The sequence below is a fragment of the Motilibacter peucedani genome, from assembly GCF_003634695.1.
In the GTDB taxonomy this organism is placed as follows: Bacteria; Actinomycetota; Actinomycetes; order Motilibacterales; family Motilibacteraceae; genus Motilibacter; species Motilibacter peucedani.
In genome coordinates, this window is sequence record NZ_RBWV01000015.1 from 59,919 (window position 1) to 86,132 (window position 26,214).

Here is a 26,214-nt window from a genome sequence, read left to right on the forward strand (position 1 = left end):
CCCTCATGCCTGCACCGATCTCGACCTCACCCCGCAGCCTCGGCCTCCCGGCGATCGACCCGGCCCTCGAGGCCGAGCTCGCCGACTCGCTCGAGGAGGTCGAGCGGCGACTGCGCGACGACGTCACGAGCGAGTTCGGCCTGGTCACCGACGCCGCCCGCCACCTGGTCGACGCGGGCGGCAAGCGCTTCCGCCCGATGCTCGCGCTGCTGGGCGCCCAGTTCGGCGACCCGGCGCGCCACGGGGTGGTCGAGGCGGCGGTCGTCGTCGAGCTGACGCACCTCGCCTCGCTCTACCACGACGACGTCATGGACGACGCGACGCTGCGCCGCGGGGCGCCGAGCGCCAACGTACGCTTCGGCAACTCGGTCTCGATCCTGGTCGGCGACTTCCTCTTCGCTCGCGCGGCGGCCCGCACGGCCGAGCTCGGGGCCGACGCGGTGCTGCTGCAGGCACGCACGTTCGAGCGGCTGGTCGTCGGGCAGGTCAGGGAGACCGCGGGACCCGGTGCCGGCGACCCCCTCGAGCACTACCTCGCGGTGCTGGCCGACAAGACCGGCTCGCTCATCGCCACGAGCGGTCGGCTCGGCGCCCTCCAGGCTGGCGCCAGCGAGCAGGTCGCCGACACGCTGACGCGCTTCGGCGAGCTCATCGGCGTCGCGTTCCAGCTCGCCGACGACCTCCTCGACGTCGAGGCCGAGTCACAGGCGTCCGGCAAGGCGGTGGGCACGGACCTGCGCGAGGGCGTCGCGACGCTGCCCGTGCTGTGGTTCCGTCGGGTCGCCGATCCGGCCGACCCCGCCGACGCGCGCCTGGCCGAGCTGCTCGACGGCGACCTCGGCGACGACGCCCGGCTCGCGGAGGCGGTCGCCCTGCTGCGCGCCCACCCGGCCATCGAGCAGGCCCGGGCCGACCTGGTGCGCTGGTCGGAGGACGCCCGGGCCGTGCTCGCCGACCTGCCCGACGTCCCGGCGCGGGCGGCCCTCGAGGCGCTGTGCGACGCAGTGGTGCAGCGCACCGGCTGACTTCTGGACCTGTCTAGTAGACAAGTCGCGGTCCGCGGCGCTACGGTGGACCTCGTGATCGCGTCCCGTGTCCGCCGCCGCCTCCACGGCCGGCCCTACCTCGACACCGGTCGACGCACCACCGCAGCCTGTCGCTCCGGGGTCTGACACCCGGCCGCGACCGACGACCCGCTCGTCGCGGCCCTCCGTCCGTCTCCCGAGGAGCCCGCGCATGTCCCGCACCGCTGCACCCCTGTCCCTGTCCGCTCTCGTCGAGCTGGTCCAGGACCTCGCTGCCGACCCGTCGACCTGGGCGCCCCGGCTCGAGCGCCACCCCGACCGGCGCTGGTGGACCAGGCTCGCCGGCGACGACACCGTCGACGTCTGGCTCATCACCTGGCCGGGCGGCGGCTCGACCGACCTGCACGACCACGGCAGCTCCTCGGCGGCGTTCACCGTCGTCGAGGGCGTCCTGGAGGAGGTCCGCCCGGAGCCCTCCGGCGGGCTCGAGGCCGCCGACCTGCGCGAGGGGCAGGTCCAGTGGGTCGCCCCCGGTGTCGTCCACGACGTGCGCAACGCGACCTCGACGCCGGCGGCCAGCATCCACGCCTACTCGCCTCCGCTCGAGCAGATGACCTACTACCGCCGTGCGCCCGGTGGCCTCGAGCCGGCCTACACGATCACCGGCGACGAGCCCGAGCAGGCGTGGTGAGCGTCCTCACCCCGCCCCGCAGCACTGCTCCCCGCCGCAGCATCGAGCAGGTGCTGGCCGACGCCCGTGCGCGCATCGAGCGGCTCGACCCGGCCGCCGCGGCCCTGGCCCAGCGCGAGGGTGCGGTCCTCGTCGACATCCGACCCGACGAGAACCGCCTCGCGGAGGGGGAGATCCCGGGCGCGGTGGTGCTGCACCGCAACGTGCTCGAGTGGCGGTTCGACCCCGCCAGTGGCGCGCGGGTGCCCGAGGCCTCCTACGACCTGCAGGTGGTCGTGGTCTGCAACGAGGGCTACACCTCGAGCCTGGCCGCCGCCGCGCTCGTCGAGCTGGGCGTCTGGCGGGCGGCCGACCTCGTGGGCGGGTTCCGCGCGTGGAAGGCCGCGGGCCTGCCGGTCCTTCCGAGGTCCTAGGAGTCCGAGGCCGCGCAGTCGCCGCAGGTGCCGAAGACCTCGACGGTGTGGGTCACGTCGACGAAGCCGTTCTGCCCGGCCACGGTCGCGGCCCAGCGCTCGACGTCCGGGCCCTCGACCTCCACCGTGCGCCCGCAGCTGCGGCACACCAGGTGGTGGTGGTGGCTCGCGCTGCACCGGCGGTAGACCGACTCGCCGTCGGTGCGGCGCAGGACGTCGACCTCGCCCGCCTCCGCCAGCGTCTGCAGGGCGCGGTAGACCGTGGTGAGGCCGACGGACTCGCCGCGCGAGCGCAGCAGGGCGAACAGGTCCTGGGCGCTGCGGAAGTCGTCGAGCTCGTCCAGCGCCGCCGCGACCGCCGATCGCTGCCGCGTCGAGCGCGTGCGGGTCGGTGCGAGTTCGTTGAGAGCCACGTGTCCAGTATGCCCATGGCGTGCTGGGCGACGATCCCTGTGATCTGCCTCACGCACGGGGCAGTCCGGAGCGGGCGCCGCGACGAAGAGGAGACGGCGTGCTGGACCTCCCAGCACCGTACGGAGCCAGAAAGGCCCCCGAACGTGACCCGACAGCCAGCCGTTCCTCCCGCCCGCACGAAGAACCTCGAGCAGCGCCGACGCAGCCGGCTGCCTGCACTGCTCGCCACCACCGCCCTGGTCGGCACGGCCTTCGCCGTCCTGCCTGCCGGGTCGGCGTCGGCGTCCAGCCACCGCGAGGCACCACTGGTCGCGGGGACCCCGAAGCTCGACGCCACGGACACCTACGCGTTCGTGAGCCCGGACAAGCCCGACACGGTCACCATCCTGGGCAACTTCCAGCCGTTCGAGGAGCCCTCCGGCGGCCCGAACTTCTACCCGTGGTCCGACGACGCGAAGTACGACATCAACATCGACAACAACGGCGACGCGAAGGCCGACATCACCTACGAGTTCACCTTCAGGAGCGCGTACCAGGACCGGAAGTCCTTCCTCTACAACACCGGCGCCGTCACGAGCCTGACCGACCCCGACCTCAACTTCCGGCAGACCTACTCGGTGCGACGGATCGACGCCGACGGCCGCTCGAAGCTGCTGCGCAAGGCCGACGCCGCCCCGAGCGACGTCGGTGCCGCGTCCATGCCCGACTACGGCGCGCTGCGCGACGGCGCGGTCCAGCCGGTCGCCGGGGGCGGTCACGTCTTCGCCGGCCAGGCGGACGACCCGTTCTTCCTCGACCTGCGCATCTTCGACCTGCTCTACGGCGGCAACCTCAGCGAGGTCGGCAACGACACGCTGCACGGCTACAACGTCAACACGCTCGGCATCCAGATCCCGAAGTCCCAGCTGACCGCAGGCGGCGACCCCGTCATCGGCGTCTGGACCTCCGTGCTGACGGAGAACTCGAAGGGCCGCCAGGTCTCCGTCTCGCGCTTGGGCAGCCCCCTGGTCAACGAGGCCGTCCTCCCGGTGAAGGAGAAGGACGTCTGGAACGCGTCGGTGCCCTCCGGTGACGCGCAGTTCGGGAAGTACGTCCTCGACCCCGAGGTGCCCAAGCTCGTGCAGTCGATCTACGGCATCCCGGCCCCGGCCACCCCGCGCAACGACCTCGCACAGGTCTTCCTCACCGGCGTCCCTGGGCTGACCCAGCCGAAGAAGGTCACGCCGAGCGAGGAGCTCCGCCTCAACACCGCCGTCGCGCCGTCGGCGACCCCGAACCGGCTCGGCGTGCTCAAGGGAGACCTCGCCGGCTTCCCGAACGGCCGTCGCCTCGGCGACGACGTCGTCGACATCTCGCTCCAGGCGCTCGAAGGTGCCCTGCTGCCGGGCCACGCGGCCGCGGTCGACGGGCTCGGCGACGGGGTGGACGCCAACGACAAGGCGTTCGGCACGACCTTCCCCTACGTCGCCCTGCCGTGGTCGGGCTCGGTGACCCGACCCGGCCCGCAGGGCGCGACCAGCTTCCTGACCGGTGCGCGTCCGACCGGGTCCGGCTCGCCCGCCGGTGGTCTCGGCGAGCCGGTGGCTCTCGGCTCGCTGGGGCTGCTCGCTCTGCTCGGAGCGGGGGTCGCCGTGCGCCGTCGGCGCACGGCTCTGCCGGCCTAGCCGGGCAGCGTCCCGCACGTCCGCTCGAGCCCCTTGCCCCGGCGTCCCGGGCAGGGGGCTCGAGCGTCGTGACGCGGCGGAGGTGGCATGACGTTGCGTAGTGGCCACCTTGCCCGCTGTCGACCTCTCTGTGCATCAAAGGCGGCAATTGGTGTAGAACAGGCGCTCTCGTCGCCGATCAAGGAGAGTCCGTGCAGCGTCACCGAGCAAGGGGCGGGCACAGCCGCCGCGCCTGGAAGACCGTCCTAGCCGGAGGGCTCGCTGCGGCGACCCTGCTGGCGACCGCCCTGCCCGCCTCCGCGAGCCACTTCCGAGCCTCGGTCACCACGACGACCTTCGCCAACGGCGTCGTCACCTGGCACGTCGACGGCGCCTGGCGCAAGACGTCGAACGGGACGTTCTTCGGCGGCAACTCCGCGAACATGACGCTGACGCGAGTCAGCAACGGCACCACCGTGACCGGCCTCCCGCGGACGCTGGTGACCGCGCCGCAGAACACCACCGACCCGCTGTTCGACCTGAGCAGCGAGACGCTCACGGTCGACATGACCAGCCTGCTCGGCTCGCCGGACACCTACCAGTTCTACCGGGCGTCCAGCGCCCGGGTGGCCGGCGTGCGCAACACGAGCGGCAACGACTCGTTCTCGCAGGCGATGGCGGTCACGGTGAACCCCGGCGGCACGGTGTCGTTGCCACCGCAGTTCGACCACGACAACCTCTACACGCTCATCCCCATCGCAGGGACGAGCGAGCTGTCGCTCGACTACCGGGCCACGGACCCCGAGGGCACGGCGGTCACCTACCAGCAGTTGACGAGCCCCACCGGCCCGGACTTCGGCGCCACGGCACTGCCGTGCTCCTCGTTCACCGGCGGGGTGCTGCGCCTGTCCGCGGCCCTCTGCCCGGGCGGCACGACGTTCTCCTCCCAGTACTCCGCGGGCGACTTCTACGCGGTCAAGGTGAAGGCCACCGACGCCGACGGCCAGTTCTCCGAGACCGACACCCTGTTGAGAGTGCCCGTCATCCCGACGGCCACGCTGCCCGCGCCGACGTCGGTCACCTCCACCGCCCCGGGCACGATCGTGGTCCCGGTCGGGCTCGTCGACACCGACACCTCGGTCGACACGTACTCCGTGACCTGCACGAACACCGCGGACCCCGCCGACGTACGCACGGGCACGGGCACGACGCGCAACGTGCAGGTCTCCGGCCTCACCGACGGCGCCTCCTACAGCTGCGTCGCCACCGCGACGAACGGGCTGGGCGGGAACCCCTCTGCGTCGACCACCTACCGGACCCAGAGCGTCGCCTTCAGCCCCACCGCCGCCCTGCCGGCGACGGCTGCTCCGGTCACCCTCACCGCGACCGCGTCCTCGGGCCTGCCCGTCACCTACGCCAGCAGCACCCCGGCGGTCTGCACCGTCTCGGGAGCGACCCTCACCGTGGTGGCCCAGGGCACCTGCAGCCTGCTCGCCAGGCAGGCTGGCGACAGCACGTACGTCGCTGCCTCCACCGCGGCGACCGTGCTGGTCGCTGGCGCCCCCGCTCCCGCCGCCTCCTCGTCCACGGGGTCGGGCACGACCCCGCAGTCGGTGACGGTGCCGGTCGGCCCCGGCCAGTCGGTCACGCTGCTCGACGCGTCCGGCACCCCCACCACGACGGTCACCGTCCCCGGCCAGGGCACCTACGTCCTCGACCCGGCGACCGGAGCGGTGACGTTCACCCCCGTCCTGGGCTTCGCCGGCACGGCGACCCCCGTCACCGTCCGCGTCACCGATGCGTTCGGCCAGGCCGGCACGAGCACCTACACCCCGACGGTCACTGCGCCGCCCGCCCCGGCTCCGGCTCCGCGGACGAGCAGCGGGACCGGGACCGGCACCCAGACCGTCCGCGTCCCCGTCCCGGCCGGCGGCTCGGTCACGCTCCTCGACGCTGCGGGCGCTCCCGCCGCCACGGTGGTCGTGCCGGGTCAGGGCACCTACCTGCTCGACCCTGCGACGGGCACCGTGAGCTTCGTGCCGGTCGCCGGCTTCAGCGGGACCTCGACGCCGGTGGTGGTCCAGGTCACCGACGCCTACGGGCAGGTCGTGCGCACCACGTACGCCGCCACGGTGAGCTCGCCGACGCCCACGGCGGCGGCACCGGTCAGCTCGACCGGCGGGCCGGGTGCTGTCCAGTCGGCGATCGTGGCAATCCCGTCGGGCGGATCGGTGACGCTGCTCGACGCGCAGGGGCGGCCGAGCACCCGCGTGGTCGTGCCCGGGCAGGGCGTCTACTCGCTCGACGTGACGACAGGCGTCATCACGTTCACGGCCGCGGCCGGCTTCACCGGTCGCGCGACGCCGGTCACCTTCCGCGTGACCGACGCCTACGCGCAGACCAGCAGCGCCACGTACGCCGCCTCCGTCGTCGGTGGGGTGACCAGCCCGACCGCCACGCTCACGGCCGTACGGGCCAGGGGTGCGCAGGTCGCCACCTCGTCGGCGACGCGGGGCACGCTGCCGACGACCTGTCGCATCGACATCGGTCGGATCTCGCGGTGCACGGTGACGGCGTACGCGACGGTGAGCGGGCGACGGGTCGTCGTCGGCACCGGCACCGGCGTGGTCGCCACGGGGGTGCAGACCCACGCCGTGCGGGCGACCGTGCAGCTCACGGCGGTCGGCCGGGCGCTCGCCGCGCGACCCGGCGGCGTGCCGCTCGCGCTGGTGGCTGCCGCGACGGCCAGGGGGCCGGGCTCGGCTGTCGTCGCGACGACCCGCGCGCGGGTGGTCGCCAACACGCTCGTGGCGCCGCGCCCGGTCTTCTTCGACACCTCGCGCGCGGTGCTCCGGCCCGGTGAGCGCAGCTACCTGGCGCAGCTGCGCAACGTCCTGATCGGCGTCCGGGTCATCCGGTGCGACGGGTTCACCGACTCACGGGGCGGAGCTGAGAACGCCACGCTGGCGCGGGCCCGGGCGAGCGCGACCTGCGCCTTCCTCGCTCGAGGCACCGCCATCCGCGCGGTGGTGGTCTCGCACGGCGAGACCAGCCCGGTGGGCGACAACGCGACCTCGCGCGGGCGCTCGCTCAACCGGCGCACCGACGTCCGGTTCGGCTACTAGCCGTCCCGGTCGGCGACCAGGAGCCCCTCTCCCCGCTCGGGGAGGGGGGCTCCGGCGCGCCTGGCCCGGTAGGCCCGCACCTGGTCGCTGGCGAAGACGGCGAGCGAGGCCCACACCAGCCCGAAGCCCGCCCACCGGGTGCGCGTCATGGGCTCGTGGCGCACGAGCACGCCGATGCCGAGCTGGAGGGTCGGCGTGACGTACTGCAGCAGGCCCATGACGCTGAGCGGGACGCGCAGCGCGGCCATCCCGAACAGCAGCAGCGGCGCGGCGGTGACGAGTCCGGTCGTGGCCAGCAGCACGTCGTGCTCCGCGCCGGCCGACAGGCTGCCGCGGCCGGTGAGCTCGATGCCCGCCAGCAGCGCCACGGCCAGCGGTGCCAGCACCAGCGACTCGACGGCGAGCCCGGGCAGCGGCTCCACGGCCGCCTGCTTCTTCAGCAGGCCGTACGTTCCGAACGAGAGCCCGAGCACCAGAGCGATCCAGGGCACACTACCGTACGCGGCGGTCAGCACGAGCACGCCGGCTCCCGCGACGGCGACGGCGGCCGCCTGCGCCCGGCGCAGGCGCTCGTGCAGGACGACGACGCCGAGCAGCACCGAGACCAGCGGGTTGATGAAGTAGCCGAGCGCCGCCTCGACGACGTGCCCGGTGTTGACCGCCGCGATGTAGACGCCCCAGTTGGTGCCGTTGGCGACCGCGGCTGCGGCCAGCACCCCGGCCTGGCGCCGCGACAGCCCGCGCCACGGCAGCGGCCGGCGCATCACGAGCAGCACGGCCAGGCACGTCACGGCCGTCCAGAACACCCGGTGGGCGAGGATCTCGAGCGCTCCCGCCGGCTCGAGCAGCGGGAAGTAGAGCGGGAAGGCACCCCACAGCACGTAGGCGCCGAACGCCGCCCAGAGGCCCGTGGCGGCACGGGCCTCAGGGGCGGGAGCGGCGGCTACGCGACGGTCCAGGTGTCGCCGCCGGCGAGCAGCGCGGCGAGCGCCTCGTCGCTGTCGCCGGGGCCCTGCGTCTCGGCCGCCCGGGCCAGCTGGTCGGCGACCATCGCGCCGTAGGCCGGACGCGCGACGTCGCGGAAGACGCCGAACGCGGTGCGTGCGAGCGAGGCGTCCTGCAGGCGCGAGAGCGCGAAGGCGTGCGTCGGGTCGGGGTTGCCCGGCTCGTGGACGACCAGGCGGTCGGCGTTGTCGTCGGTGACGTCGTCGACCTCGCGCAGCTCGCCCGAGGCCGGGTCGCGGACGATGCCGTACTGGCCCTGGTTGCCCCAGCGGACCGGCGCGCCGGCCTCGAGCCGGATGCCGAACTCGTCGCGCGTCTCCGGGTCCTTGAGGACGTCGAAGGCGCCGTCGTTGAAGATGTTGCAGTTCTGGTAGATCTCGACCAGCGCCGAGCCCTTGTGCTGGGCGGCGGCGCGCAGCACCGAGGTCAGGTGCTTGCGGTCGGAGTCGAGCGTGCGCGCGACGAAGCTCGCCTCGGCGCCGATGGCCAGGCTCACCGGGTTGAACGGCGAGTCGAGCGAGCCGAGCGGAGAGGACTTCGTGATCTTGCCCAGCTCGGACGTGGGCGAGAACTGGCCCTTGGTCAAGCCGTAGATCTGGTTGTTGAAGAGCAGGATCTTGAGCTCGACGTTGCGGCGCAGCGCGTGGATCAGGTGGTTGCCGCCGATCGAGAGCGCGTCGCCGTCACCGGTGATGACCCAGACCGAGAGGTCCTGCCGGCTCGTCGCGAGTCCGGTGGCGATGGCCGGGGCACGCCCGTGGATCGAGTGCATGCCGTAGGTGTTCATGTAGTAGGGGAACCGGCTGGAGCAGCCGATGCCCGACACGATGGCGATGTTCTCGCGCGGCACGCCGAGCTCGGGCATGAAGCCCTGCACCGCGGCGAGGATCGCGTAGTCACCGCACCCCGGGCACCAGCGGACCTCCTGGTCGGTCTTGAAGTCCTTGGCGCTCAGCGACGGGGTCGGGAGGTCTTGCGTGGTGCTCACCGGTTCTCCACCTCTGCCTGCTTCTCGACGTCCTCGACGAGCCCGGTGATGACCTCGGCGAGCTCGACCGCGCGGAAGGGCAGGCCGCGTACCTGGTTGTAGGGGGTGACGTCGACGAGGTACTTGGCGCGCAGCAGCATCGAGAGCTGGCCGAGGTTCATCTCGGGCACCAGCACCCGGTCGTAGCCGCGCAGGACCTCGCCGGTGTTGGCGGGGAAGGGGTTGAGGTGGCGCAGGTGGGCCTGCGCGACCTTGTGCCCGGCCCGGCGGGCACGGCGCACGGCGGCACCGATGGGGCCGTAGGTCGAGCCCCACCCGAGCACCAGCACCCGCGCGGTCTCGCCCGACTCGTCGGCGGGGTCGTCGACCTCGAGCTCGGGGATGAAGCGCGCGATGCCGTCGACCTTGGCCTGGCGGGTGCGGACCATGAGGTCGTGGTTGGCCGGGTCGTAGGAGATCTCGCCGGAGCCCTCGGCCTTCTCGATGCCGCCGAGGCGGTGCTCGAGACCGGGGGTGCCGGGCAGCGCCCACGGGCGGGCCAACGTCTCGGTGTCGCGCAGGTAGGGCCAGAACACCGGCTGGCCCTTGGGGTCGGTGTGGTTGGGCTCGGTCGCGAACTCGACGCGCAGGTCGGGCAGCTCGGAGACCTCCGGCAGCTTCCACGGCTCGGAGCCGTTGGCGAGGTAGCCGTCGGAGAGCAGGAAGACCGGCGTGCGGAAGGTCAGTGCGATGCGGCACGCCTCGATCGCCGCGTCGAAGCAGTCGCTGGGGGAGCGCGGCGCCACGACCGGCATCGGCGACTCGCCGTTGCGGCCGAACATCGCCAGCAGCAGGTCGGCCTGCTCGGTCTTGGTGGGCAGGCCGGTCGAGGGGCCGCCGCGCTGCACGTCGACGATGACCAGCGGCAGCTCCTGGATGACCGCCAGGCCGATGGTCTCGGCCTTCAGCACGACGCCCGGCCCGCTGGTCGAGGTGACGCCCAGCGCGCCGCCGAAGCTCGCGCCCAGAGCGGCGCCGACGCCCGCGATCTCGTCCTCGGCCTGGAAGGTCGTCACGCCGAAGCGCTTGTGCCGCGAGAGCTCGTGCAGGATGTCGGAGGCCGGCGTGATCGGGTAGGCGCCGAGGAACAGCGGCAGGCCGCTGCGGCGGGCGGCGGCGACCAGGCCGTAGGAGAGAGCCAGGTTGCCCGTGATGTTGCGGTAGGTGCCCGTGGGCATCGGAGCCGGCTTGACCTCGTAGGAGACCGCGAAGTCCTCGGTGGTCTCGCCGTAGTTGTAGCCGGCGCGGAAGGCGGCGATGTTGGCCTCGAGGATCTCGGGCCGCTTGCCGAACTTGCGCTCGAGGAACGCGACGGTGCCCTCGGTCGGGCGGTTGTAGAGCCACGAGAGCAGGCCCAGCGCGTACATGTTCTTCGCGCGCTCGGCGTCCTTCTTGCTGATCGAGGTGCCCTCGACCGCGCGGACGGTGAGCGTCGTCAGGGGGATGCGCCGGACGTTCCAGCCCTCGAGGGTGTCGTCGTCGAGGGGGTTGGCGTCCCAGCCGACCTTCGAGAGGTTGCGCTTGGTGAACTCGTCGGTGTTGACGATCGCCAGCGCGCCCTTGGGCAGGTCCTTGAGGTTGGCCTTGAGCGCGGCGGGGTTCATCGCGACGAGCACGTCGGGCGCGTCGCCCGGGGTCATGATGTCGCGGTCGGCGAAGTGGAGCTGGAAGCTCGAGACGCCGGGCAGGGTGCCGGCTGGTGCGCGGATCTCGGCGGGGAAGTTGGGCAGCGTCGAGAGGTCGTTGCCGAACGACGCCGTCTCGGCGGTGAACCGGTCACCGGTGAGCTGCATGCCGTCGCCGGAGTCACCGGCGAAGCGGATGACGACCCGCTCGAGCTGCTGGACCTGCTTGGCCACGCGCACTAGCCTCCTGCACGAGCGAGGTGCCTCTGTGGCCCCGTGCCCGCGGTCGATGGTGTTGCGTCCCGGGTGTGCACGGCGTCGCCCTTGCCGCCGACCCCCCATCCTAGGCCGGTACGCGTGGCGCGCCCGCCGGTCGACCGCACCCTGAGACGCATCAGACAGGGGTGCAACAGCGAGCGGGGCCGTCCGGCTTCCCGCCGGACGGCCCCGCTCGCTGGTTGTGTCGTAGGTCTCGCCGGGACCTGGCCCGTCAGATCTCGTTCTGGCAGGCGTTGTAGTGCTCGTCGAACAGCGAGGCCGAACCGCCGTCGGTGAACGTCGTCCCGGACACGGCGTTGTCCTCGCCCGAGCCGGGGATGGCCGTGCACTGGACGTCCCTGGGGTAGCTGAGCGGGAAGAGCACGTGGTGCACCTGCACCGCGTCCGCGATGCCGGCGCTGGTCCCCCGGTTGTCGGTCACGCTCCACCCCGAGCCCTTGAGGTCGATCCAGGAGTCGGCGGAGTTGGCCCCGCTGTAGCCGGAGTGCAGGAACGTGTTGCCGGTGATGACGCCTCCCGACGTCCCCTCCTTCACGTCGACGCCCTCGGCGGTGGTGTCCTGGATCGTGTTGCCCTCGATCAGGTTGCCGTCGGAGCGGTCGGGCGTCATGTCGTCGCCGGTGCTGCGCTTCCAGTTCTTGACCGCGGAGCCGACGTAGACGCCCTCGCCGAAGCCCGGGCTCGACTTGCCCGTGTCGTGGATCCAGCTGTTCCGGAGCACGGAGCGGGTGGTGCCCTTGCGGAAGTGGACGCCCTCGTTGCCGATGTCGGTGACCTGGATCCCGTCGAGGACGGTGCCCACGGAGCCGTCGAGCAGCACGCCCTTCTGCGAGTGGGACAGCGTGATGCCCTTGACGACGACCCAGCTGCCGGTGATGTAGAGGCCGGTGCCGCTGCCGATGCCGCCGGAGCTCAGGACCGCGTCCCGCGGGCCCTGCAGGACGATCGGGTGGTCCGGCGTCCCGCTCGCGGAGATGACCAGGCGCGAGAGGTAGAGGCCGGGGGTGAGCGTCATGACGGTGCCGGGACGGGCGCCGACGGCGGCCTTGCGCAGCTCGGAGGTCGTGCCGGGGTCGAACGTCGGGCTCATCTGGTCGACCGTCCAGTCGGTCGTGTGGTCACGCCCGGGCTCGGGCTGCGAGCCCTGCGTGGGCGGGACGCTGAACCCGGGCTTCGGCGAGCTCCCCTTCGAGCCCGGAGCCGTGCTCCCCGGCACCGGCGTGCTGCCGGGGCCGGTGCCCGTGCCGCCGGGGCCGGTGCCCGTCGTGGGGCGCGGGCTCGGGTTCACGGTCGACCCGGGGGCCGGCAGGTTGTCGCCGGGGGTCGTGGTGCCTCCGGGCGCGGGGCGGCCGGCAGCTCGGGGGAGCGCGGCCCCGCCGGTCGGTGCGGGCTGGCGGGGGCAGTGCGCGAGGACCGCGGTGTATGTCTTCTTCTCGGCCGCGGTGGTCCAGAGGCCGTACTTCGCCTGCACCGCGATGCGCCGCGCGACGTAGCTGCAGCTCCTGGCCGTGGTGGCCGGCTTCCAGGTGGAGGCGTCGCGGTTGCCGCGGCGGGCGCTCGTCGCCTTGTCGACCGTCACGAGGTTGAGCGGGTCGTTGGCGAAGATGAGCCGCTTCTGCGCCGTCCAGGACCGGGCCCCGGTGCGCCACGCCTGCTGGGTGGTCACGACGCGGTCGACGGCGGTGTTCGCCGGGTGCGTGCGCGAGTAGCGGATCGTGCGCCCGGTGTAGAAGCTGTGGAACGACCCGCGCGCCACGACGCAGCGGCTGCGCGGCGCCAGGACCGCGGTGCGGCCGAGGTCGCGCCAGAGGATGTCGTTCTTGGTGTCGCAGGTGTCGTGGTTGATGTCGGCCCACGCCTTGCCGAACCGCGCTGCGGTGTAGCCGGTCACCGGCGCGTAGGCCTTGACCTTGACCTTCGCCAGCACCGTGCGGGCGGTGGGCGCGGCCGCCTGCGCCGGGCTGGAGACGGCGGGCACGCCGACCAGGCCTGCGAGCAGCAGCGCGGGGACGGCGGCGACGGCGGCGCGCGGGCGCAGCGCGACCCTCTCGCGGAGCCTCGACAGGTTGACGTGCACGGTTGGACCCCCCACTCGGCGGCCTCCTGGAGACCGGCGGACGACGAGCGGCGCCCCTGGAGGGCACCGGCGAGCGGACTCTAGCCCAGCGGTGCGGGCCTGGAGGCGGTTCTCCACAGGTTCTGGGCGAACGGGGACCCCGGCACTGCGCCGACTATCCTCAGGGCACCGTGCCAGACACCGCCGCACCCGCAGGCCAGCCCGGGACCCGCGTCCTCGACTGGGGCTCGCGCCTGCGGCTCCACGTCCTCGACGCGGGGCTCGCCTGCTGCGCGGTCGAGGTCTCGGCCGCGGCGGCCCGCCGGCAGGTCGACCACCCCGGTGCGGCACCCTTCGCGCACGACCCCGAGCGCGCCGACGTGCTGCTCGTGAGCGGCACGGTCACCGACAAGCTGCTGCCCTCGGTCGTGGCCGCCTACGACGCGCTCCCCGGACGCCGCCTGGTGGTCGCCTTCGGCGCCTGCGTCGCCAGCGGGGGGCCCTACTGGGACTCCTACAGCGTCACCAAGGGCGTCGACCAGGTGCTGCCCGTCGACCTCTACGTGCCCGGCTGCCCGCCGCGGCCGGAGGCCCTGACCGAGGGCCTGGCCCGGCTCGAGCGCTCCCTCGCCGACGGCGCACCCCTCTCGTGAGCGCCCCGTTCGAGACCGCGCAGGTCGAGCAGGCGCTCGCCGGGCTCGGTGCTGCGCTGCGCGGCACGGCGCGGACCCTGGCCACGCCGTCCGACCTGCCGCGCGCCGCGGTGGCGCCCGAGGCGTGGGCGGTCGCGCTCCGAGCGCTGCGCGACGGTCTCGGCACGACGTGGTTCGACTGGCTGACCGGCGTCGACGAGTCCGACCACCTCGAGGTGGTCGCCTGCCTGCTGGCGCCCTCCGGTCCCTCCGCGGGCCACGGCGTGCTCCTCACCACCGCCCTGGACCCCGGCGCGCCGGTCCTCGAGACCGCGGTGGGCGTCTTCCGCGGCGCGGCGTGGCACGAGCGGGAGGCGCACGAGATGTTCGGCATCGACTTCGCGGGCCACCCCCGCCTGCGTCCCCTGCTGCTGCCGCCGGGGTTCGAGGGCCACCCGCTGCGCAAGGACTTCGTGCTCGCCTCCCGCGTGGCGCGCCCGTGGCCCGGCGAGCACGAGCCGAGCGGCCGCACCCGGCGACGGGCGCTGCCGCCCGGCGTTCCCGAGCCGGGCACCTGGGGCGAGGACGCCGCGGAGCGTACGCGGTGAGCGCCCTCCCGCCGCGCAGCCGCGGCGTCATCGCCCTGAGCGAGCCGAACTGCACCGTCTGCATGCTCTGCGTCCGCGAGTGCCCCGACTGGTGCATCACCATCGACTCGCACGTCGAGCGCGTGCCCGCCGAGGGTCCCGGCGGCCGGCCGCGCTCGGTGCACGTGCTCGACCGCTTCGACATCGACTACGGCCTCTGCATGTACTGCGGCATCTGCGTCGAGGTCTGCCCCTTCGACGCGCTGTTCTGGGCGCCCGGCACCGACTACTCCGCGGCCGAGCCCGAGCAGCTGGTCCACGGCAAGGAGCGGCTCGGCGAGTGGCTCGCCGACGCGCCGTCCGCACCGCGCGACCAGGGGAACGACTAGCCGGTCCGGCGACGTTCGTGCAGGTGAGACGGCGCAGCCGTCGAGACGGAGAGGCTTCGGTGCACGGCTACCACAACGGGCTCAAGACCGCGGTCCTGCTGGGCGCGCTCTCGGCCCTCATCCTCGGCGTCGGCCAGCTGGTCGGCGGCTCGCGCGGGTTGACGATCGCGTTCGTCATCGCGCTCGGCGTGAACGCGTACTCCTACTTCAACAGCGACAAGCTCGCGCTGCGCTCCATGCGCGCCCGCCCGGTGAGCGAGGTCGAGGCGCCCTGGCTGTACGCGATGGTGCGCGAGCTCTCGACCTCGGCCCAGCAGCCGATGCCCCGGCTCTACGTCTCGCCGACCCAGGCGCCCAACGCGTTCGCGACGGGGCGCGACCCGCAGCACGCCGCGGTGTGCGTCACCGAGGGCATCGTCGCCATGCTCGAGCCGCGCGAGCTGCGCGGCGTCATCGGCCACGAGCTCTCGCACGTCTACAACCGCGACATCCTCATCTCCTCGGTCGCCGCGGCGCTCGCGAGCATCGTGATGTACGTCGCGCAGTTCGCCATGTTCCTGCCGATCGGCGGGGGCAGCGACGACGAGGACCGGCCCAACCCGCTCGTGCTGCTGCTCGGGCTCCTGCTCGCCCCGCTCGCCGCCTCGCTGATCCAGCTCTCGATCAGCCGGTCGCGGGAGTACCAGGCCGACGCCTCGGGCGCCGCCCTGACCGGCGACCCGCTGGCGCTGGCCAGCGCCCTGCGCAAGATCGACGCCGGCGCGAGGGCACTGCCCCTGCGGCCGGAGCCGCGGCTCCAGACCACCAGCTCGCTGATGATCGCCAACCCGTTCGGCGCCGGCGGGGCGGGCCGGCTGTTCTCCACCCACCCGCCGACGGCCGAGCGCGTCGCCCGGCTGGAGGAGCTGGCCGGCCGGCGCCCCTGGTAGGGCGCCGGCGACCGCTCCGCTAGCGGTAGTTGACGAACTGCAGCGCGACGTCGAGGTCCTTGCCCTTGAGCAGCGCGATGACCGTCTGCAGGTCGTCGCGGCTCTTGGACGAGACGCGCAGCTCGTCGCCCTGCACCTGCGCCTTGACCGCCTTCGGGCCCTCGTCGCGGATGATCTTGGCGATCTTCTTCGCGTCGTCCTGGGCGATGCCCTGCTTGATCGTGGCGCTCAAGCGGTAGTCCTTGCCCGACTGCGCGGGCTCGCCCGCGTCCAGGGACTTGAGCGAGATGCCGCGCTTGATGAGCTTCTCCTGGAAGACGTCGTAGGCCGCCTTCAGCCGCTCCTCGGAGGAGGCCTCGAGCAGCACGCCCTCCTCGCCCGACCACTTGATCGAGGCGCCGGTGCCCTTGAAGTCGAAGCGCTGCGAGAGCTCCTTCGCGGTCTGGTTGAGCGCGTTGTCCACCTCCTGGCGGTCGACCTTGCTCACGATGTCGAACGACGAGTCGGCCACTGCTCTCCTTGTGCTCTCGTGGGACGTGCGGTGCGTACGGTGCGGTGCCGGCGGTGCGCCCGGGGCCGGTCGGCCGGCGGTCGCCCCATCCGCTATTCTTCCGCAGTCGCCGGCTCGCCGGTGACGCGGCAGGTTGCCCGAGTGGCCAATGGGAGCGGACTGTAAATCCGTCGGCTTAGCCTACGAAGGTTCGAATCCTTCACCTGCCACCTCCGCACGGCGCCCGGCCACCTCGGCCGGGCGCCGTACGTGCTCCTGGGCCCTGCTGCAGGCCCTCGCGCCGCTCCCGGACACCCGTTCGAGTGCTCGATGAACCTGCGCGGAGGGTCGCCGTCTCCTACCGGGTGTGCAGCACCTGTCCCCGCTGCCCGCAGCGCCGGCCGCGGGTGGTTCCGCGCCCTCTCTCGCCGCGCCCCCTACCCTGGGTGGGCTGGGGAGCCGACGACCCGCGCCCTCGGGGGCCGACGGGTGGCGGCTCCGCGAGACCGTCGACAGGAGCCGCATGGACACGCCGGAGGCGTTCGACCGCCTCCTGCGCGACCGGTCGGCCGCGCTGCTGCGCACCGCCTACCTGCTCACCGGGGACCGGCACCTCGCCGAGGACCTGCTGCAGTCGGCGCTCACCAAGACGTTCCAGCGGTGGTCCACGCTGCGCGACGAGGCGGCCGGCGAGGCCTACGTCCGCAAGGTGATGGTGAGCATCTACACGCGCTGGTGGCAGCGCAAGTGGAACGGCGAGCGCCCGACCGCCGAGCTGCCCGACGTCGAGCTGCTCGACCCCTACGGCGCGGCCGACGAGCGCGAGTACGTCCGCCGCCTGCTGACCTCGCTGCCCCGGCGCCAACGCGCCGTGATCGTGCTCCGGTTCTACGAGGACATGAGCGAGAAGGACATCGCCGAGGCGCTCGAGATCTCGACGGGCACGGTCAAGAGCACGGCCTCGGCCGCGATGACCCGCCTGCGCACGATGATCGCCGAGGAGCAGGGCCCCGCCCGCGTCCGCCAGTACGAAGGAGGTGACCGACCGTGACCCGAGAGCCAGCCGGCTCCCACGGCCCCGACCAGCCGCACGAGCCCGACCAGCTCGGCGAGCTGCTCCGCCACGGGCTGGGACGCCTCGCCGACGAGACGCCGCGCTACGTCGACACCGCCGAGCTGCGCGAGACCGTCGTGGCCCGCGCCCACTCCGACCGGGCGTCGAAGCGGATGATGGCCACGGCCGCCGCGCTCGTCCCGCTCGCCGCTGCGGCCGGCTGGGTCATCGGCAACGCGGGCGGCAGCGGCACGGTCGACGGCGGCGACCTCGGTGCGAGCACGCCCGGCGTCGTCGTCGCGACGGCGAGCGCGTCACCCACCCCGACGCCGACACCCTCCGCGTCGGCCACCACCCGCGTGCAGGTGCAGCCGGGCACACCGGGGCCCGGGTCGTCGCCCGGCCGCGGGTCGTCGCGGCCGACGCCCCCGGTGGCCTCGTCGCTGCCGACCGTCCCGACGGTGCCCACCCTGCCGACCACGAGCGCCACGGCGAGCGCGACCACCTCGCCGACTCCGACGGCCACGCCCGACGGCGACCCGCTGGTCGTCCAGCTGACCGTGTCGTCCAACGGGCGCACGGCCGCCGGCGCCTACCGCGCCCACTACACCGTGACGTTCAGCGGCGGCGACCGGGCGCCGGTCACCGTGCTGCTCTACCAGGGCTCGAAGATCCTCTCGCGCCAGGACCTCGGCGTCGCGTGCAGCGGGCCGTCGTTCGACGACGACGCCTCCGGCGACGTGACGCTGCCCGGCCCGGGCCCCTACCTGTTCACCGGCGTCGTCAAGGCCGGCTGCGCAGGCCAGGAGGACCGCGAGACCGACCAGGTCCGCTGGACCTGGAAGGAGAGCGGCCCGACCTCGACGCCGACCCCGACGCCGACCGACCAGCCGAGTCCCACGCCGACGCCGACCGGCGGCGCCACGGCGCCCGCCACTCCGAGCGCGACCCCGACCTCGAGCTCCGCCCTCGACCCGACCCCGGACGCCAGCCTGCGCGGCTCGGGCTCGAAGGCGGGCCGTCCGCTGGACGGGTCGCTGGGCGGCGCTCCCGGCGCGACGCCCGCTGCGACTCCCGGCACCACGGCCGACCCCGTGCGGTGACCGGCTCCCCGGCGGCGCGGGAGGGGGCCGCCGGGGTCCGGTTGGTGGTGGGGGTCCCGGGCCGTGTATCCTCGGTCCTCGCGGGTCCACCTCGCACGCCCCAATAGCTCAGACGGCAGAGCGTCTCCATGGTAAGGAGAAGGTCTACGGTTCGATTCCGTATTGGGGCTCTGAACAAGCCGGCGGCGCCCCTCGCGGGGCCCGCACCCGGCGGTGGCGACACCGCCGCTCGGCGGTGTAGCTCAGTTGGCAGAGCAAGCGGCTCATAATCGCTGTGTCACCGGTTCAAGTCCGGTCACCGCTACCCCGCGTCCTTCGCTGCACGCACCCACGCTCCACCCGTGCCGCCGTCCGGCACGTACGCTCGTCCCCGCACTGCTCCACACGCACTGCTCCACACGAAGACAGGGAAAGAGGCTGCACCCGTGGCTGCCACCGACGTCCGTCCGAAGATCACGCTGGCCTGCACCGAGTGCAAGCACCGCAACTACATCACCAAGAAGAACCGGCGCAACGACCCCGACCGGCTCGAGCTGAACAAGTTCTGCCCGAACTGCCGCTGCCACCGCGCCCACCGCGAGACCCGCTAGTCCTCCGGCTCCCCGAGCGCGCGCCCGCCGTGCCCCTCGACGCGTCCCTGGCCGGGCGCACCTACCCGGCCACCGCGCCCTACGAGGTCGCCGTCGAGAAGCTGCGCGAGTTCGCCCTCGCCGTCGGCGAGCCGGCGAGCGAGCCGTCCGCGCTGGTCGAGGCCGTGCCGACGTTCCCCTTCGTGGTGGCGTGGCGCGGCCTCGAGCCGTTCCTGGCCGACCCCGACCTCGACATCTCCCTCGAGCGGGTCGTGCACGGCGCCCAGCGGTTCGCGATGAGCCGCGCGCTGGTGCCGGGCGACCGCGTGCGCGCCACGGCGACGATCGAGTCGGTGCGGGTCCTCGGCGGCTCGGCCGTCGTCAGCGCGCGCGTCGACCTCGCGGCCGACAGCCCCGGGGGCGGCGCCCCGGAGCCCGTCGGCTCCGCCTGGTCCACCCTGGTCATCGCCCCGCGCGGGGACGCGCAGTGAGCCGCCGGCCGGCCGCAGGCGTACGCGTCGGCGACGAGCTCGCGCCCCTCGAGCTGCGCGTCACGCGCGCCGACCTCGTGCGCTACGCCGGCGCGTCCGGCGACTTCAACCCGATCCACTGGGACGAGCGCACCGCGCTCGCCGTCGGCCTGCCCGGCGTCATCGCCCACGGCATGTTCACGATGGCCTGCGCCGCCCGGCTGCTCACCGCGTGGGCGGGCGAGCCCGGCGCCGTCGTCGACTACTCGGTCAAGTTCGTCAAGCCGCTCGTCGTCCCGCCGGGCCCGGAGGGCGCGCCGCTCCGCCTCTCGGGCCGGGTGACCGAGGTGCTCGAGGACGGTCGCGTACGCGTCGAGCTCGCCGCCGTCTCCGACGGCGTCAAGGTCCTCGGCGGCGCCAAGGCGCTGCTCCAGCTGGCACCGTGAGCACCACGCTCGCCGACCTGACCACGCTGCGCGTCGGGGGGCCGGCCGCCCGGCTCGTCGAGGCCACCGACGAGGCCGAGCTCGTCGACGCGGTGCGCAGCGCCGACGCCGCGGGGGAGCCGCTCCTCGTCGTCGGCGGCGGGAGCAACCTGCTGGTCTCCGACGAGGGCTTCCCGGGCACCGTCGTCCACGTCGCGACGCGGGGCACCGCGCTGGTCGACTGCGGCTGCGGCTACCCCACGCTCGCGCTCGCCGCCGGTGAGCCCTGGGAGGGCGTCGTCGACCGCGCCGTCGAGGAGTCGCTGGCCGGCATCGAGTGTCTCGCGGGCATCCCCGGCAGCACGGGCGCGACGCCCGTGCAGAACGTCGGTGCCTACGGCCAGGAGGTCGGCGACACCGTCGAGCGCGTCCGCGTCTGGGACCGGCTCGAGTCCCGCGTCCGCACGCTGCCCGCCGGCGACTGCGGCTTCGGCTACCGCACGAGCCGGTTCAAGCGCGAGCGGCTGGCCGACGGGAGCCTGCGCTACCTCGTGCTGACCGTCGAGCTCGCCCTGCGCCCCGCCGAGCAGTCGAACCCCGTGCGCTACGCCGAGCTCGCCCGCGCGCTGGGCGTCGACGAGGGCCAGCGCGCCCCGCTCGCGCAGGTGCGCGACACCGTGCTCGAGCTGCGCCGGCGCAAGGGCATGGTGCTCGACGCCGCCGACCCCGACACCCGCAGCGCCGGCTCGTTCTTCACCAACCCCGTGCTCGACGCGCCGGCCGCCGCCGCCCTGCCGGAGCAGGCGCCGCGCTGGCCCGCGGCCGACGGCCGGGTCAAGGTGCCGGCCGCCTGGCTGATCTCGGCCGCCGGCTTCGCGCCGGGGCACGGGCGCGGCGACGCCCGCATCAGCACCAAGCACGTGCTGGCCCTGACCAACCGCGGCTCCGCCACCGCCGCCGAGCTCGTGGCGCTCGCGCGCGAGGTCCGCGACGGCGTGGCCGAGCGGTTCGGCGTCGTGCTCGAGCCGGAGCCGGCGCTCGTGGGCCTGGGCCTCGACGCCGCGCCGGTCGGCTAGGAGTCCAGGCCGCCGGCGGGCTCGTCGGCGGCGAGCCACGCGTCGACCTGCGCCAGCAGCGTCCGCTTGACGTGGTCGGGCGCGAACGACGCCCGCACCGAGGAGGCCGCCAGGCCGGCCAGCGCGGTGTCGTCGAGGCCGTGCTCGGTGCGCGCCACGGCGTACTGCGCGACGAGGCGCGAGCCGAAGAGCAGCGGGTCGTCGGCCCCCAGCGCCACCGGGACCCCCGCCTCGACCAGCGTGCGCAGCGGCACCTCGCGCGGGCCGCCGTAGACGCCGAGCGCGACGTTGGACGCCGGGCAGACCTCGCAGGCGACGCCTCGGCGGGCGAGCTCCTCGAGCAGGCGGGGGTCCTCGGCGGCGCGTACGCCGTGGCCGAGCCGCGCCGGCTCCGCCGCGACCAGCACCTCGCGCACGTGGTCGGGGCCGCGCAGCTCCCCGCCGTGGGGCACTGTCGGCAGCCCGGCCCGCCGGGCGATGGCGAACGCGCCCGCGAACTCGGCGGTGTCGCCGCGCCGCTCGTCGTTCGAGAGGCCGAACCCCACGACGCCGTCGCCGGCGTAGCGGGCGGCCAGGCGCGCGCCGGTGCGGGCGTCGAGCGGGTGGCGCGTGCGGTTGGCCGCCACGACGACCCCGATGCCGACGCCCGTACGCTCCTCGGCCTCGCGCGCCGCGGCGAGGAACAGCTCGAGGAAGGAGGTCGCGCCGTCGAAGCGGGCGGCGTAGCCCGAGGGGTCGACCTGCACCTCCAGCCAGCGCGAGCCCTCGGCGTGCTCGTCCTCGGCCGCCTCGCGCAGCAGCCGGCGCACGTCGTCCTCGGTCGTCAGCACCGAGCGGGCGACGTCGTAGAGCCGCTGGAAGCGGAACCAGCCCCGCGAGTCGACGTCGGTCAGCTGCGGCGGGGCGTCGGTGCGCAGCGACTCCGGCAGCCGCACGCCGGCCTTGTAGGCGAGCTCGACCATCGTGCGGTGCCGCATCGAGCCGGTGAAGTGCAGGTGCAGGTGCGCCTTGGGCAGCGTGGCGAGGTCGCGCGGCATCCGGGCGGTCGGCTCAGCCCTGCTCGGCGAGCAGGCGCTGCACGCGCCCGACCCCTTCAGCGAGGTCGGCGTCGCCGAGCGCGTAGGACAGGCGCACGTAGCCCGGCGTCCCGAAGGCCTCGCCGGGCACCAGCGCGACCTCGGCGGCCTCGAGAACGACCTCGCACAGCTGCGCGGAGGTCTCGACGCGCCGGCCCGCGACCTCGCGGCCGAGCGCGCCCTTCACCGAGGGGTAGCAGTAGAACGCGCCCTCCGGCTCCGGGCACACGAAGCCCGGCACCTCGTTGAGCATCTGCACCATCGTGCGGCGGCGGCGGTCGAACGCGGTGCGCATCTCGCGCACGGCCGACAGGTCGTCGGTGACGGCCGCGAGCGCCGCGGCCTGCGAGACGTTGGCGACGTTGGAGGTCGCGTGGCTCTGCAGGTTGGAGGCGGCCTTCACGATGTCGGCGGGCCCGATCAGCCAGCCCACCCGCCAGCCGGTCATGGCCCAGGTCTTGGCCACCCCGTTGACGACGATCGTGCGCTCGGCCAGCTCGGGCACCAGCGCGGGGACCGACGAGAACCGCGCCTCGCCGTAGACCAGGTGCTCGTAGATCTCGTCGGTGACCACCCAGATGCCGCGCTCGAGGGCCCAGCGGCCGATCTGCTCGGTCTGCTCGGGGGAGTAGACGGCCCCGGTGGGGTTGGACGGGGAGACGAACAGCAGCGCCTTGGTGCGCGGGGTCAGCGCGGCCTCGAGCGACTCGAGGTCGACCTTGTAGCCGGTGGTCTCGTCGGTGTGGACCTCGACCGGCACGCCGCCGGCCAGCCGGATGCTCTCGGGGTAGGTCGTCCAGTAGGGCGCCGGCACGATCACCTCGTCGCCCGGGTCGAGCAGCGCGGCGAAGGCGTTGTAGACGGCCTGCTTGCCGCCGTTGGTGATGAGGACTTGGGAGGCGGGGACCTCGAAGCCCGAGTCGCGGGCCGTCTTGGCGGCGACCGCCTCGCGCAGCTCCGGCAGGCCGGCGGCGGGTGTGTAGTGGTGCATCCGGGGCTCGGAGCAGGCCCGCACGGCCGCCTCGACGATGTGCGCCGGGGTGGCGAAGTCGGGCTCGCCGGCACCGAAGCCGATGACCGGCCGGCCCGCCGCCTTGAGCGCCTTGGCCTTCGCGTCGACCGCGAGCGTCGCCGACTCGGCGATGGCGCCCACGCGGGCGGAGACGCGGGCAGGGACGCGGGCGGTGGAGGCGGCGGCGCTCATGGCAGGCATGCTGCCAGACCGGGCCGGCGCTCCGCCCGCCGGTTGCCGAGCGGTCGCGGGTTCGACCGCGGGAGGCGCCACGCCGTACACTGGTCCGTCGGCGACGTGTCGACACCGCACGCGCAGAGCAGAAGCACGCCAGCCCGAGCCCGCTCGGCCGCACCTCGACCCGCAGACCGACCACTCGACCACTCGACCACAGGAGCCGACCCCGTGACAGAGCTGCACGACGGCAGCAGCGCCGCGTCCGAGCGCGAGGCACCCCGGCGACCCGCGCGGGGCGAGCGGGGCAGCCTGCCGGCACGGGTCTCCCTCTACGTCCGGCAGGTCATCGCCGAGCTGCGCAAGGTCATCTGGCCGACCCGCAAGGAGCTGTCGAACTACACGACGGTCGTCATCGCCTTCGTGCTGGTCATGATCGCCCTGCTCTCGGTCCTCGACTACGCGTTCGGCCGACTCATGTTCTGGGCGTTCAGCTAGCCCCTCCGCGCACCCGGCCCGCCGCGACGAGCCGTGCCCACCATCCCCTCAGCGCCTGCACGTCCCCTCAGCGCACATCCCCTCAGTGCACGTCCCCTCAACGACGGGGAAGACCCGACAAGACGGAGCCGCCCACCGTGTCCCAGAGCCCATTCGACGCCCCGCACACCGAGAGCGAAGAGGCCGCCGCCGCCGAAGGCGCCTTCACCGGCTCTCCGTACGTCTCGGGCGCGGGCATCGACCCCTTCGCCGCCGACCCCGGTGACGACACGGGCGCCGGCACCGACGCGCTCGGGGGCACCGACGACGCCTCCGGCGGCTACGTCGAGGGCTGGGCCGTGGCCGACGCCACCGAGGAGGAGCTCGCGGGCGAGGTCGGCGTCGAGCACCCCGGCAGCCCCGACTCGGTCGAGTCCGCGGATGCCTCCGCCGAGGACGGTTCCGCCGAGGACGGCTCCGCCGAGGACGAGGAGGGCGACCCGGTCGAGGAGTTCTACGCCGCGCTGCGCCGCGCCCCGGGCGACTGGTACGTCGTCAACTCCTACGCCGGCTACGAGAACCGCGTGAAGGCCAACCTCGAGCAGCGCATCGCGACCCTCAACATGGAGGACTACATCTTCCAGATCGAGGTCCCGATGGAAGAGGTCACCGAGATCAAGAACGGCCAGCGCAAGCTGGTGCGCCGCACCAAGTTCCCCGGCTACGTCCTGGTGCGCATGGACCTCACCGACGAGTCGTGGGGCACCGTGCGCAACACCCCGGGCGTGACCCAGTTCGTCGGCCACGCGCACAACCCCTCGCCGCTGAGCCTCGACGAGGTCGGGCGCATGCTCGCCCCCGAGCCGGTGGCCAAGAAGGGCGCGGGCGCCGCTGCGGCCGAGGTCAAGGTCGTCGACTTCGCCGTCGGCGACTCGGTCATGGTCACCGAGGGCCCGTTCGCCACCCTGCACGCCACCATCAACGAGATCGACGTCGACGCCCGCAAGGTCAAGGGGCTCGTCGAGATCTTCGGCCGGGAGACCCCGGTCGAGCTCCCCTTCAGCCAGATCCAGAAGATCTGACCTCGACCGCCACGGTCGAGGCGCACCCAACGAGGACGCGAGAGAGATGCCCCCCAAGAAGAAGCTCGCAGCGATCATCAAGCTGCAGATCAACGCCGGTGCAGCCACGCCGGCGCCGCCGGTCGGCCCTGCCCTGGGTCAGCACGGCGTCAACATCATGGAGTTCGTCAAGGCCTACAACGCGGCGACCGAGGCCCAGCGCGGCCAGGTCGTGCCGGTCGAGATCAGCGTCTACGAGGACCGCTCGTTCACGTTCGTCACCAAGACCCCGCCGGCGGCCCGCCTGATCCTCGCCGCGGCGGGGCTGCAGAAGGGCTCGGCCGAGCCGCAGAAGACCAAGGTCGGCAAGCTCACCCGCGAGCAGGTCCGCGAGATCGCGCAGACCAAGATGCCCGACCTCAACGCCAACGACATCGACGCCGCCGAGAAGATCATCGCCGGCACCGCCCGCCAGATGGGCATCACCGTCGAGGGCTAGTGCCGGCCCCGGGGACCTCCCGGACCTCGCACCCCTCGCAGTGGCAGGGCCTCGCGCGGCCCGTACCACGACCTCCCACAGACACCAGGAGAAGCAGTGAAGCGCAGCAAGGCCTACCGCTCCGCCGTCGAGAAGATCGACGCGGACAAGTCCTACGCCCCGCTCGAGGCCGTCCGCCTCGCCCGGGAGACCTCCACCACCAAGTACGACGCGACCGTCGAGGTCGCCCTGCGGCTGGGCGTCGACCCCCGCAAGGCCGACCAGATGGTCCGCGGCACGGTCAACCTGCCCCACGGCACCGGCAAGACGGCTCGCGTCCTCGTCTTCGCCAACGGTGACCGCGCGGAGGCCGCCCGCGCCGCCGGCGCCGACATCGTGGGCTCCGACGAGCTCATCGACGAGGTCGCCAAGGGCCGGCTCGACTTCGACGCCGTCGTGGCGACCCCCGACCTCATGGGCAAGGTCGGCCGCCTCGGCCGCGTCCTCGGCCCGCGCGGCCTCATGCCCAACCCCAAGACGGGGACGGTGACCGCTGACGTGGCGAAGGCGGTCACCGACATCAAGGGCGGCAAGATCGAGTTCCGGGTCGACCGGCACGCGAACCTGCACTTCATCATCGGCAAGACGAGCTTCGACGACCAGTCGCTGGTCGAGAACTACGCCGCCGCGATGGAGGAGGTCAACCGCCTCAAGCCCTCGGCCGCCAAGGGCCGCTACATCCGCAACGCGACCCTGGCGACGACCATGGGCCCGGGCATCCCGCTCGACGCCTCGCGCACCCGCAACCTGATGGAGGAGGAGACCGCCTCCGCCTGAGGCCCTCCCGCTCTGCGACGACGGCGCGGCACCCCTGCCCGGGGTGCCGCGCCGTCGTCCTGCGCGAACCTC

General features: G+C 73.6%; 26 protein-coding genes, 3 tRNA genes and 1 pseudogene. 22 read left to right on the forward strand and 8 right to left on the reverse strand.

Translation table 11 applies throughout. The features are described 5' to 3' along the window. Positions 1 to 5 precede the first annotated feature (5 nt). From CLV35_RS16765 to CLV35_RS16775, 3 genes are all read left to right on the forward strand, one after another. Positions 6 to 1,025: a polyprenyl synthetase family protein gene (locus tag CLV35_RS16765; RefSeq protein ID WP_121194662.1), complete on the forward strand. Its 1,020-nt coding sequence runs from the start codon at positions 6 to 8 to the stop codon at positions 1,023 to 1,025. 211 nt (positions 1,026 to 1,236) lie between these two features. Next, entirely contained in the window at positions 1,237 to 1,716 is a 480-nt protein-coding gene (locus tag CLV35_RS16770; protein WP_121194663.1) for a cysteine dioxygenase, read from the forward strand. Further along, positions 1,713 to 2,129: a rhodanese-like domain-containing protein gene (locus CLV35_RS16775; RefSeq protein WP_231121967.1), complete on the forward strand. Its 417-nt coding sequence runs from the start codon at positions 1,713 to 1,715 to the stop codon at positions 2,127 to 2,129. Before CLV35_RS16770 ends, CLV35_RS16775 begins: the two co-directional genes overlap by 4 nt. Here CLV35_RS16775 and CLV35_RS16780 read toward each other — a convergent pair. Then, positions 2,126 to 2,542: a Fur family transcriptional regulator gene (locus CLV35_RS16780; protein ID WP_121194665.1), complete on the reverse strand. Its 417-nt coding sequence runs from the start codon at positions 2,540 to 2,542 to the stop codon at positions 2,126 to 2,128. The two genes, CLV35_RS16775 and CLV35_RS16780, sit on opposite strands and share 4 nt — an antisense overlap. Positions 2,543 to 2,686: 144 nt before the next feature. Between CLV35_RS16780 and CLV35_RS16785 the strand changes: the two genes are divergently transcribed. Beyond that, positions 2,687 to 4,207 (forward strand): DUF4331 domain-containing protein, encoded by a 1,521-nt coding sequence (locus tag CLV35_RS16785; RefSeq protein ID WP_231121968.1) that lies wholly within the window; start codon positions 2,687 to 2,689, stop codon positions 4,205 to 4,207. Positions 4,208 to 4,398: 191 nt separating this feature from the next. Continuing rightward, the gene (locus tag CLV35_RS16790) at positions 4,399 to 7,311 is read left to right on the forward strand and encodes a hypothetical protein (RefSeq protein WP_121194667.1); all 2,913 of its coding nucleotides are present in this window, start codon (positions 4,399 to 4,401) and stop codon (positions 7,309 to 7,311) included. On the opposite strand, the gene rarD is transcribed toward CLV35_RS16790, so the two are convergent. The 4 genes from rarD to CLV35_RS16810 form a co-directional block, all read right to left on the reverse strand. Further along, the gene (rarD, locus tag CLV35_RS16795) at positions 7,308 to 8,270 is read right to left on the reverse strand and encodes an EamA family transporter RarD (RefSeq protein WP_121194668.1); all 963 of its coding nucleotides are present in this window, start codon (positions 8,268 to 8,270) and stop codon (positions 7,308 to 7,310) included. The genes CLV35_RS16790 and rarD overlap by 4 nt on opposite strands. Continuing rightward, a complete protein-coding gene (locus tag CLV35_RS16800) occupies positions 8,255 to 9,304 on the reverse strand; it encodes a 2-oxoacid:ferredoxin oxidoreductase subunit beta (protein WP_231121970.1) in 1,050 nt (349 codons plus the stop codon). Before CLV35_RS16800 ends, rarD begins: the two co-directional genes overlap by 16 nt. Then, on the reverse strand, positions 9,301 to 11,202 hold the full coding sequence (locus CLV35_RS16805) for a 2-oxoacid:acceptor oxidoreductase subunit alpha (protein WP_231121971.1): 1,902 nt from the start codon (positions 11,200 to 11,202) through the stop codon (positions 9,301 to 9,303). Before CLV35_RS16805 ends, CLV35_RS16800 begins: the two co-directional genes overlap by 4 nt. Before the next feature lie 256 nt (positions 11,203 to 11,458). Next, positions 11,459 to 13,339 (reverse strand): GmrSD restriction endonuclease domain-containing protein, encoded by a 1,881-nt coding sequence (locus tag CLV35_RS16810; protein WP_147432001.1) that lies wholly within the window; start codon positions 13,337 to 13,339, stop codon positions 11,459 to 11,461. 155 nt (positions 13,340 to 13,494) lie between these two features. Between CLV35_RS16810 and CLV35_RS16815 the strand changes: the two genes are divergently transcribed. The 4 genes and pseudogenes from CLV35_RS16815 to htpX all read left to right on the forward strand — a co-directional run bounded on the left by CLV35_RS16815 (position 13,495) and on the right by htpX (position 15,840). After that, positions 13,495 to 13,956 (forward strand): NADH-quinone oxidoreductase subunit B, encoded by a 462-nt coding sequence (locus CLV35_RS16815; protein ID WP_121194671.1) that lies wholly within the window; start codon positions 13,495 to 13,497, stop codon positions 13,954 to 13,956. After that, positions 13,953 to 14,543: an NADH-quinone oxidoreductase subunit C gene (locus CLV35_RS16820; RefSeq protein ID WP_231121972.1), complete on the forward strand. Its 591-nt coding sequence runs from the start codon at positions 13,953 to 13,955 to the stop codon at positions 14,541 to 14,543. Before CLV35_RS16815 ends, CLV35_RS16820 begins: the two co-directional genes overlap by 4 nt. 5 nt (positions 14,544 to 14,548) lie before the next feature. Continuing rightward, positions 14,549 to 14,911: pseudogene (locus CLV35_RS16825) on the forward strand (4Fe-4S binding protein); the annotation flags it as partial. Between the two features lie 59 nt (positions 14,912 to 14,970). Then, complete coding sequence (gene htpX, locus CLV35_RS16830; protein WP_121194672.1) at positions 14,971 to 15,840, forward strand: zinc metalloprotease HtpX; 870 nt, start codon at positions 14,971 to 14,973, stop codon at positions 15,838 to 15,840. A 19-nt stretch (positions 15,841 to 15,859) separates the two neighbouring features. On the opposite strand, the gene CLV35_RS16835 is transcribed toward htpX, so the two are convergent. Further along, positions 15,860 to 16,351 (reverse strand): YajQ family cyclic di-GMP-binding protein, encoded by a 492-nt coding sequence (locus CLV35_RS16835; RefSeq protein ID WP_121194673.1) that lies wholly within the window; start codon positions 16,349 to 16,351, stop codon positions 15,860 to 15,862. 127 nt (positions 16,352 to 16,478) lie between these two features. Here CLV35_RS16835 and CLV35_RS16840 point away from each other — a divergent pair. The 9 genes from CLV35_RS16840 (at position 16,479) to CLV35_RS16880 (ending at position 21,027) form a co-directional block, all read left to right on the forward strand. Beyond that, positions 16,479 to 16,560, forward strand: a tRNA-Tyr gene (locus CLV35_RS16840). Positions 16,561 to 16,853: 293 nt separating this feature from the next. Continuing rightward, positions 16,854 to 17,381, forward strand: a complete 528-nt coding sequence (locus CLV35_RS16845) for a SigE family RNA polymerase sigma factor (RefSeq protein ID WP_121194674.1) — start codon at positions 16,854 to 16,856, stop codon at positions 17,379 to 17,381. Then, positions 17,378 to 18,487 carry a hypothetical protein gene (locus tag CLV35_RS16850; RefSeq protein ID WP_121194675.1) on the forward strand — a complete coding sequence of 370 codons (1,110 nt, stop codon included), beginning with the start codon at positions 17,378 to 17,380 and terminating at the stop codon, positions 18,485 to 18,487. Before CLV35_RS16845 ends, CLV35_RS16850 begins: the two co-directional genes overlap by 4 nt. 97 nt (positions 18,488 to 18,584) lie before the next feature. Continuing rightward, positions 18,585 to 18,657 (forward strand) — tRNA-Thr (locus CLV35_RS16855). 61 nt (positions 18,658 to 18,718) lie between these two features. After that, a tRNA-Met gene (locus CLV35_RS16860) sits at positions 18,719 to 18,791 on the forward strand. Positions 18,792 to 18,912: 121 nt separating this feature from the next. Then, positions 18,913 to 19,077 carry a 50S ribosomal protein L33 gene (gene rpmG, locus CLV35_RS16865; RefSeq protein WP_121194676.1) on the forward strand — a complete coding sequence of 55 codons (165 nt, stop codon included), beginning with the start codon at positions 18,913 to 18,915 and terminating at the stop codon, positions 19,075 to 19,077. A gap of 29 nt (positions 19,078 to 19,106) precedes the next feature. Further along, complete coding sequence (locus tag CLV35_RS20215) at positions 19,107 to 19,547, forward strand: FAS1-like dehydratase domain-containing protein (protein ID WP_183062047.1); 441 nt, start codon at positions 19,107 to 19,109, stop codon at positions 19,545 to 19,547. Further along, positions 19,544 to 19,972 carry a MaoC family dehydratase gene (locus tag CLV35_RS16875; RefSeq protein ID WP_121194677.1) on the forward strand — a complete coding sequence of 143 codons (429 nt, stop codon included), beginning with the start codon at positions 19,544 to 19,546 and terminating at the stop codon, positions 19,970 to 19,972. Before CLV35_RS20215 ends, CLV35_RS16875 begins: the two co-directional genes overlap by 4 nt. Next, positions 19,969 to 21,027, forward strand: coding sequence for a UDP-N-acetylmuramate dehydrogenase (locus tag CLV35_RS16880; protein ID WP_121194678.1), 1,059 nt, complete (start codon positions 19,969 to 19,971; stop codon positions 21,025 to 21,027). The genes CLV35_RS16875 and CLV35_RS16880 overlap by 4 nt, the downstream gene beginning before the upstream one ends. Here CLV35_RS16880 and CLV35_RS16885 read toward each other — a convergent pair. Continuing rightward, positions 21,024 to 22,064 carry an adenosine deaminase gene (locus tag CLV35_RS16885; protein ID WP_121194679.1) on the reverse strand — a complete coding sequence of 347 codons (1,041 nt, stop codon included), beginning with the start codon at positions 22,062 to 22,064 and terminating at the stop codon, positions 21,024 to 21,026. The two genes, CLV35_RS16880 and CLV35_RS16885, sit on opposite strands and share 4 nt — an antisense overlap. Before the next feature lie 13 nt (positions 22,065 to 22,077). Then, the gene (locus CLV35_RS16890) at positions 22,078 to 23,307 is read right to left on the reverse strand and encodes a pyridoxal phosphate-dependent aminotransferase (RefSeq protein ID WP_121194680.1); all 1,230 of its coding nucleotides are present in this window, start codon (positions 23,305 to 23,307) and stop codon (positions 22,078 to 22,080) included. A 213-nt stretch (positions 23,308 to 23,520) separates the two neighbouring features. On the opposite strand from CLV35_RS16890, the gene secE reads away from it, so the two are divergent. From secE to rplA, 4 genes are all read left to right on the forward strand, one after another. Beyond that, complete coding sequence (gene secE / locus CLV35_RS16895) at positions 23,521 to 23,787, forward strand: preprotein translocase subunit SecE (RefSeq protein WP_121194681.1); 267 nt, start codon at positions 23,521 to 23,523, stop codon at positions 23,785 to 23,787. A 236-nt stretch (positions 23,788 to 24,023) separates the two neighbouring features. Next, a complete protein-coding gene (gene nusG, locus CLV35_RS20925) occupies positions 24,024 to 24,848 on the forward strand; it encodes a transcription termination/antitermination protein NusG (RefSeq protein ID WP_121194823.1) in 825 nt (274 codons plus the stop codon). A gap of 46 nt (positions 24,849 to 24,894) precedes the next feature. Further along, on the forward strand, positions 24,895 to 25,326 hold the full coding sequence (rplK, locus tag CLV35_RS16905) for a 50S ribosomal protein L11 (protein ID WP_121194682.1): 432 nt from the start codon (positions 24,895 to 24,897) through the stop codon (positions 25,324 to 25,326). Positions 25,327 to 25,422: 96 nt separating this feature from the next. Then, positions 25,423 to 26,142 carry a 50S ribosomal protein L1 gene (gene rplA / locus CLV35_RS16910; RefSeq protein ID WP_121194683.1) on the forward strand — a complete coding sequence of 240 codons (720 nt, stop codon included), beginning with the start codon at positions 25,423 to 25,425 and terminating at the stop codon, positions 26,140 to 26,142. The last annotated feature ends 72 nt before the right edge of the window (positions 26,143 to 26,214 follow it).

What these genes read in the sequence shown, in the direction of transcription:
- CLV35_RS16765 (WP_121194662.1), top strand. Translation starts at nt 6, where the DNA reads ATGCCTGCACCGATCTCGACCTCACCCCGCAGCCTCGGCCTCCCGGCG.
- CLV35_RS16770 (WP_121194663.1), top strand. Translation starts at nt 1,237, where the DNA reads ATGTCCCGCACCGCTGCACCCCTGTCCCTGTCCGCTCTCGTCGAGCTG.
- CLV35_RS16845 (WP_121194674.1), top strand. Translation starts at nt 16,854, where the DNA reads ATGGACACGCCGGAGGCGTTCGACCGCCTCCTGCGCGACCGGTCGGCC.
- CLV35_RS16885 (WP_121194679.1), bottom strand. Translation starts at nt 22,064, where the DNA reads ATGCCGCGCGACCTCGCCACGCTGCCCAAGGCGCACCTGCACCTGCAC.
- CLV35_RS16890 (WP_121194680.1), bottom strand. Translation starts at nt 23,307, where the DNA reads ATGAGCGCCGCCGCCTCCACCGCCCGCGTCCCTGCCCGCGTCTCCGCC.
- rplK (WP_121194682.1), top strand. Translation starts at nt 24,895, where the DNA reads ATGCCCCCCAAGAAGAAGCTCGCAGCGATCATCAAGCTGCAGATCAAC.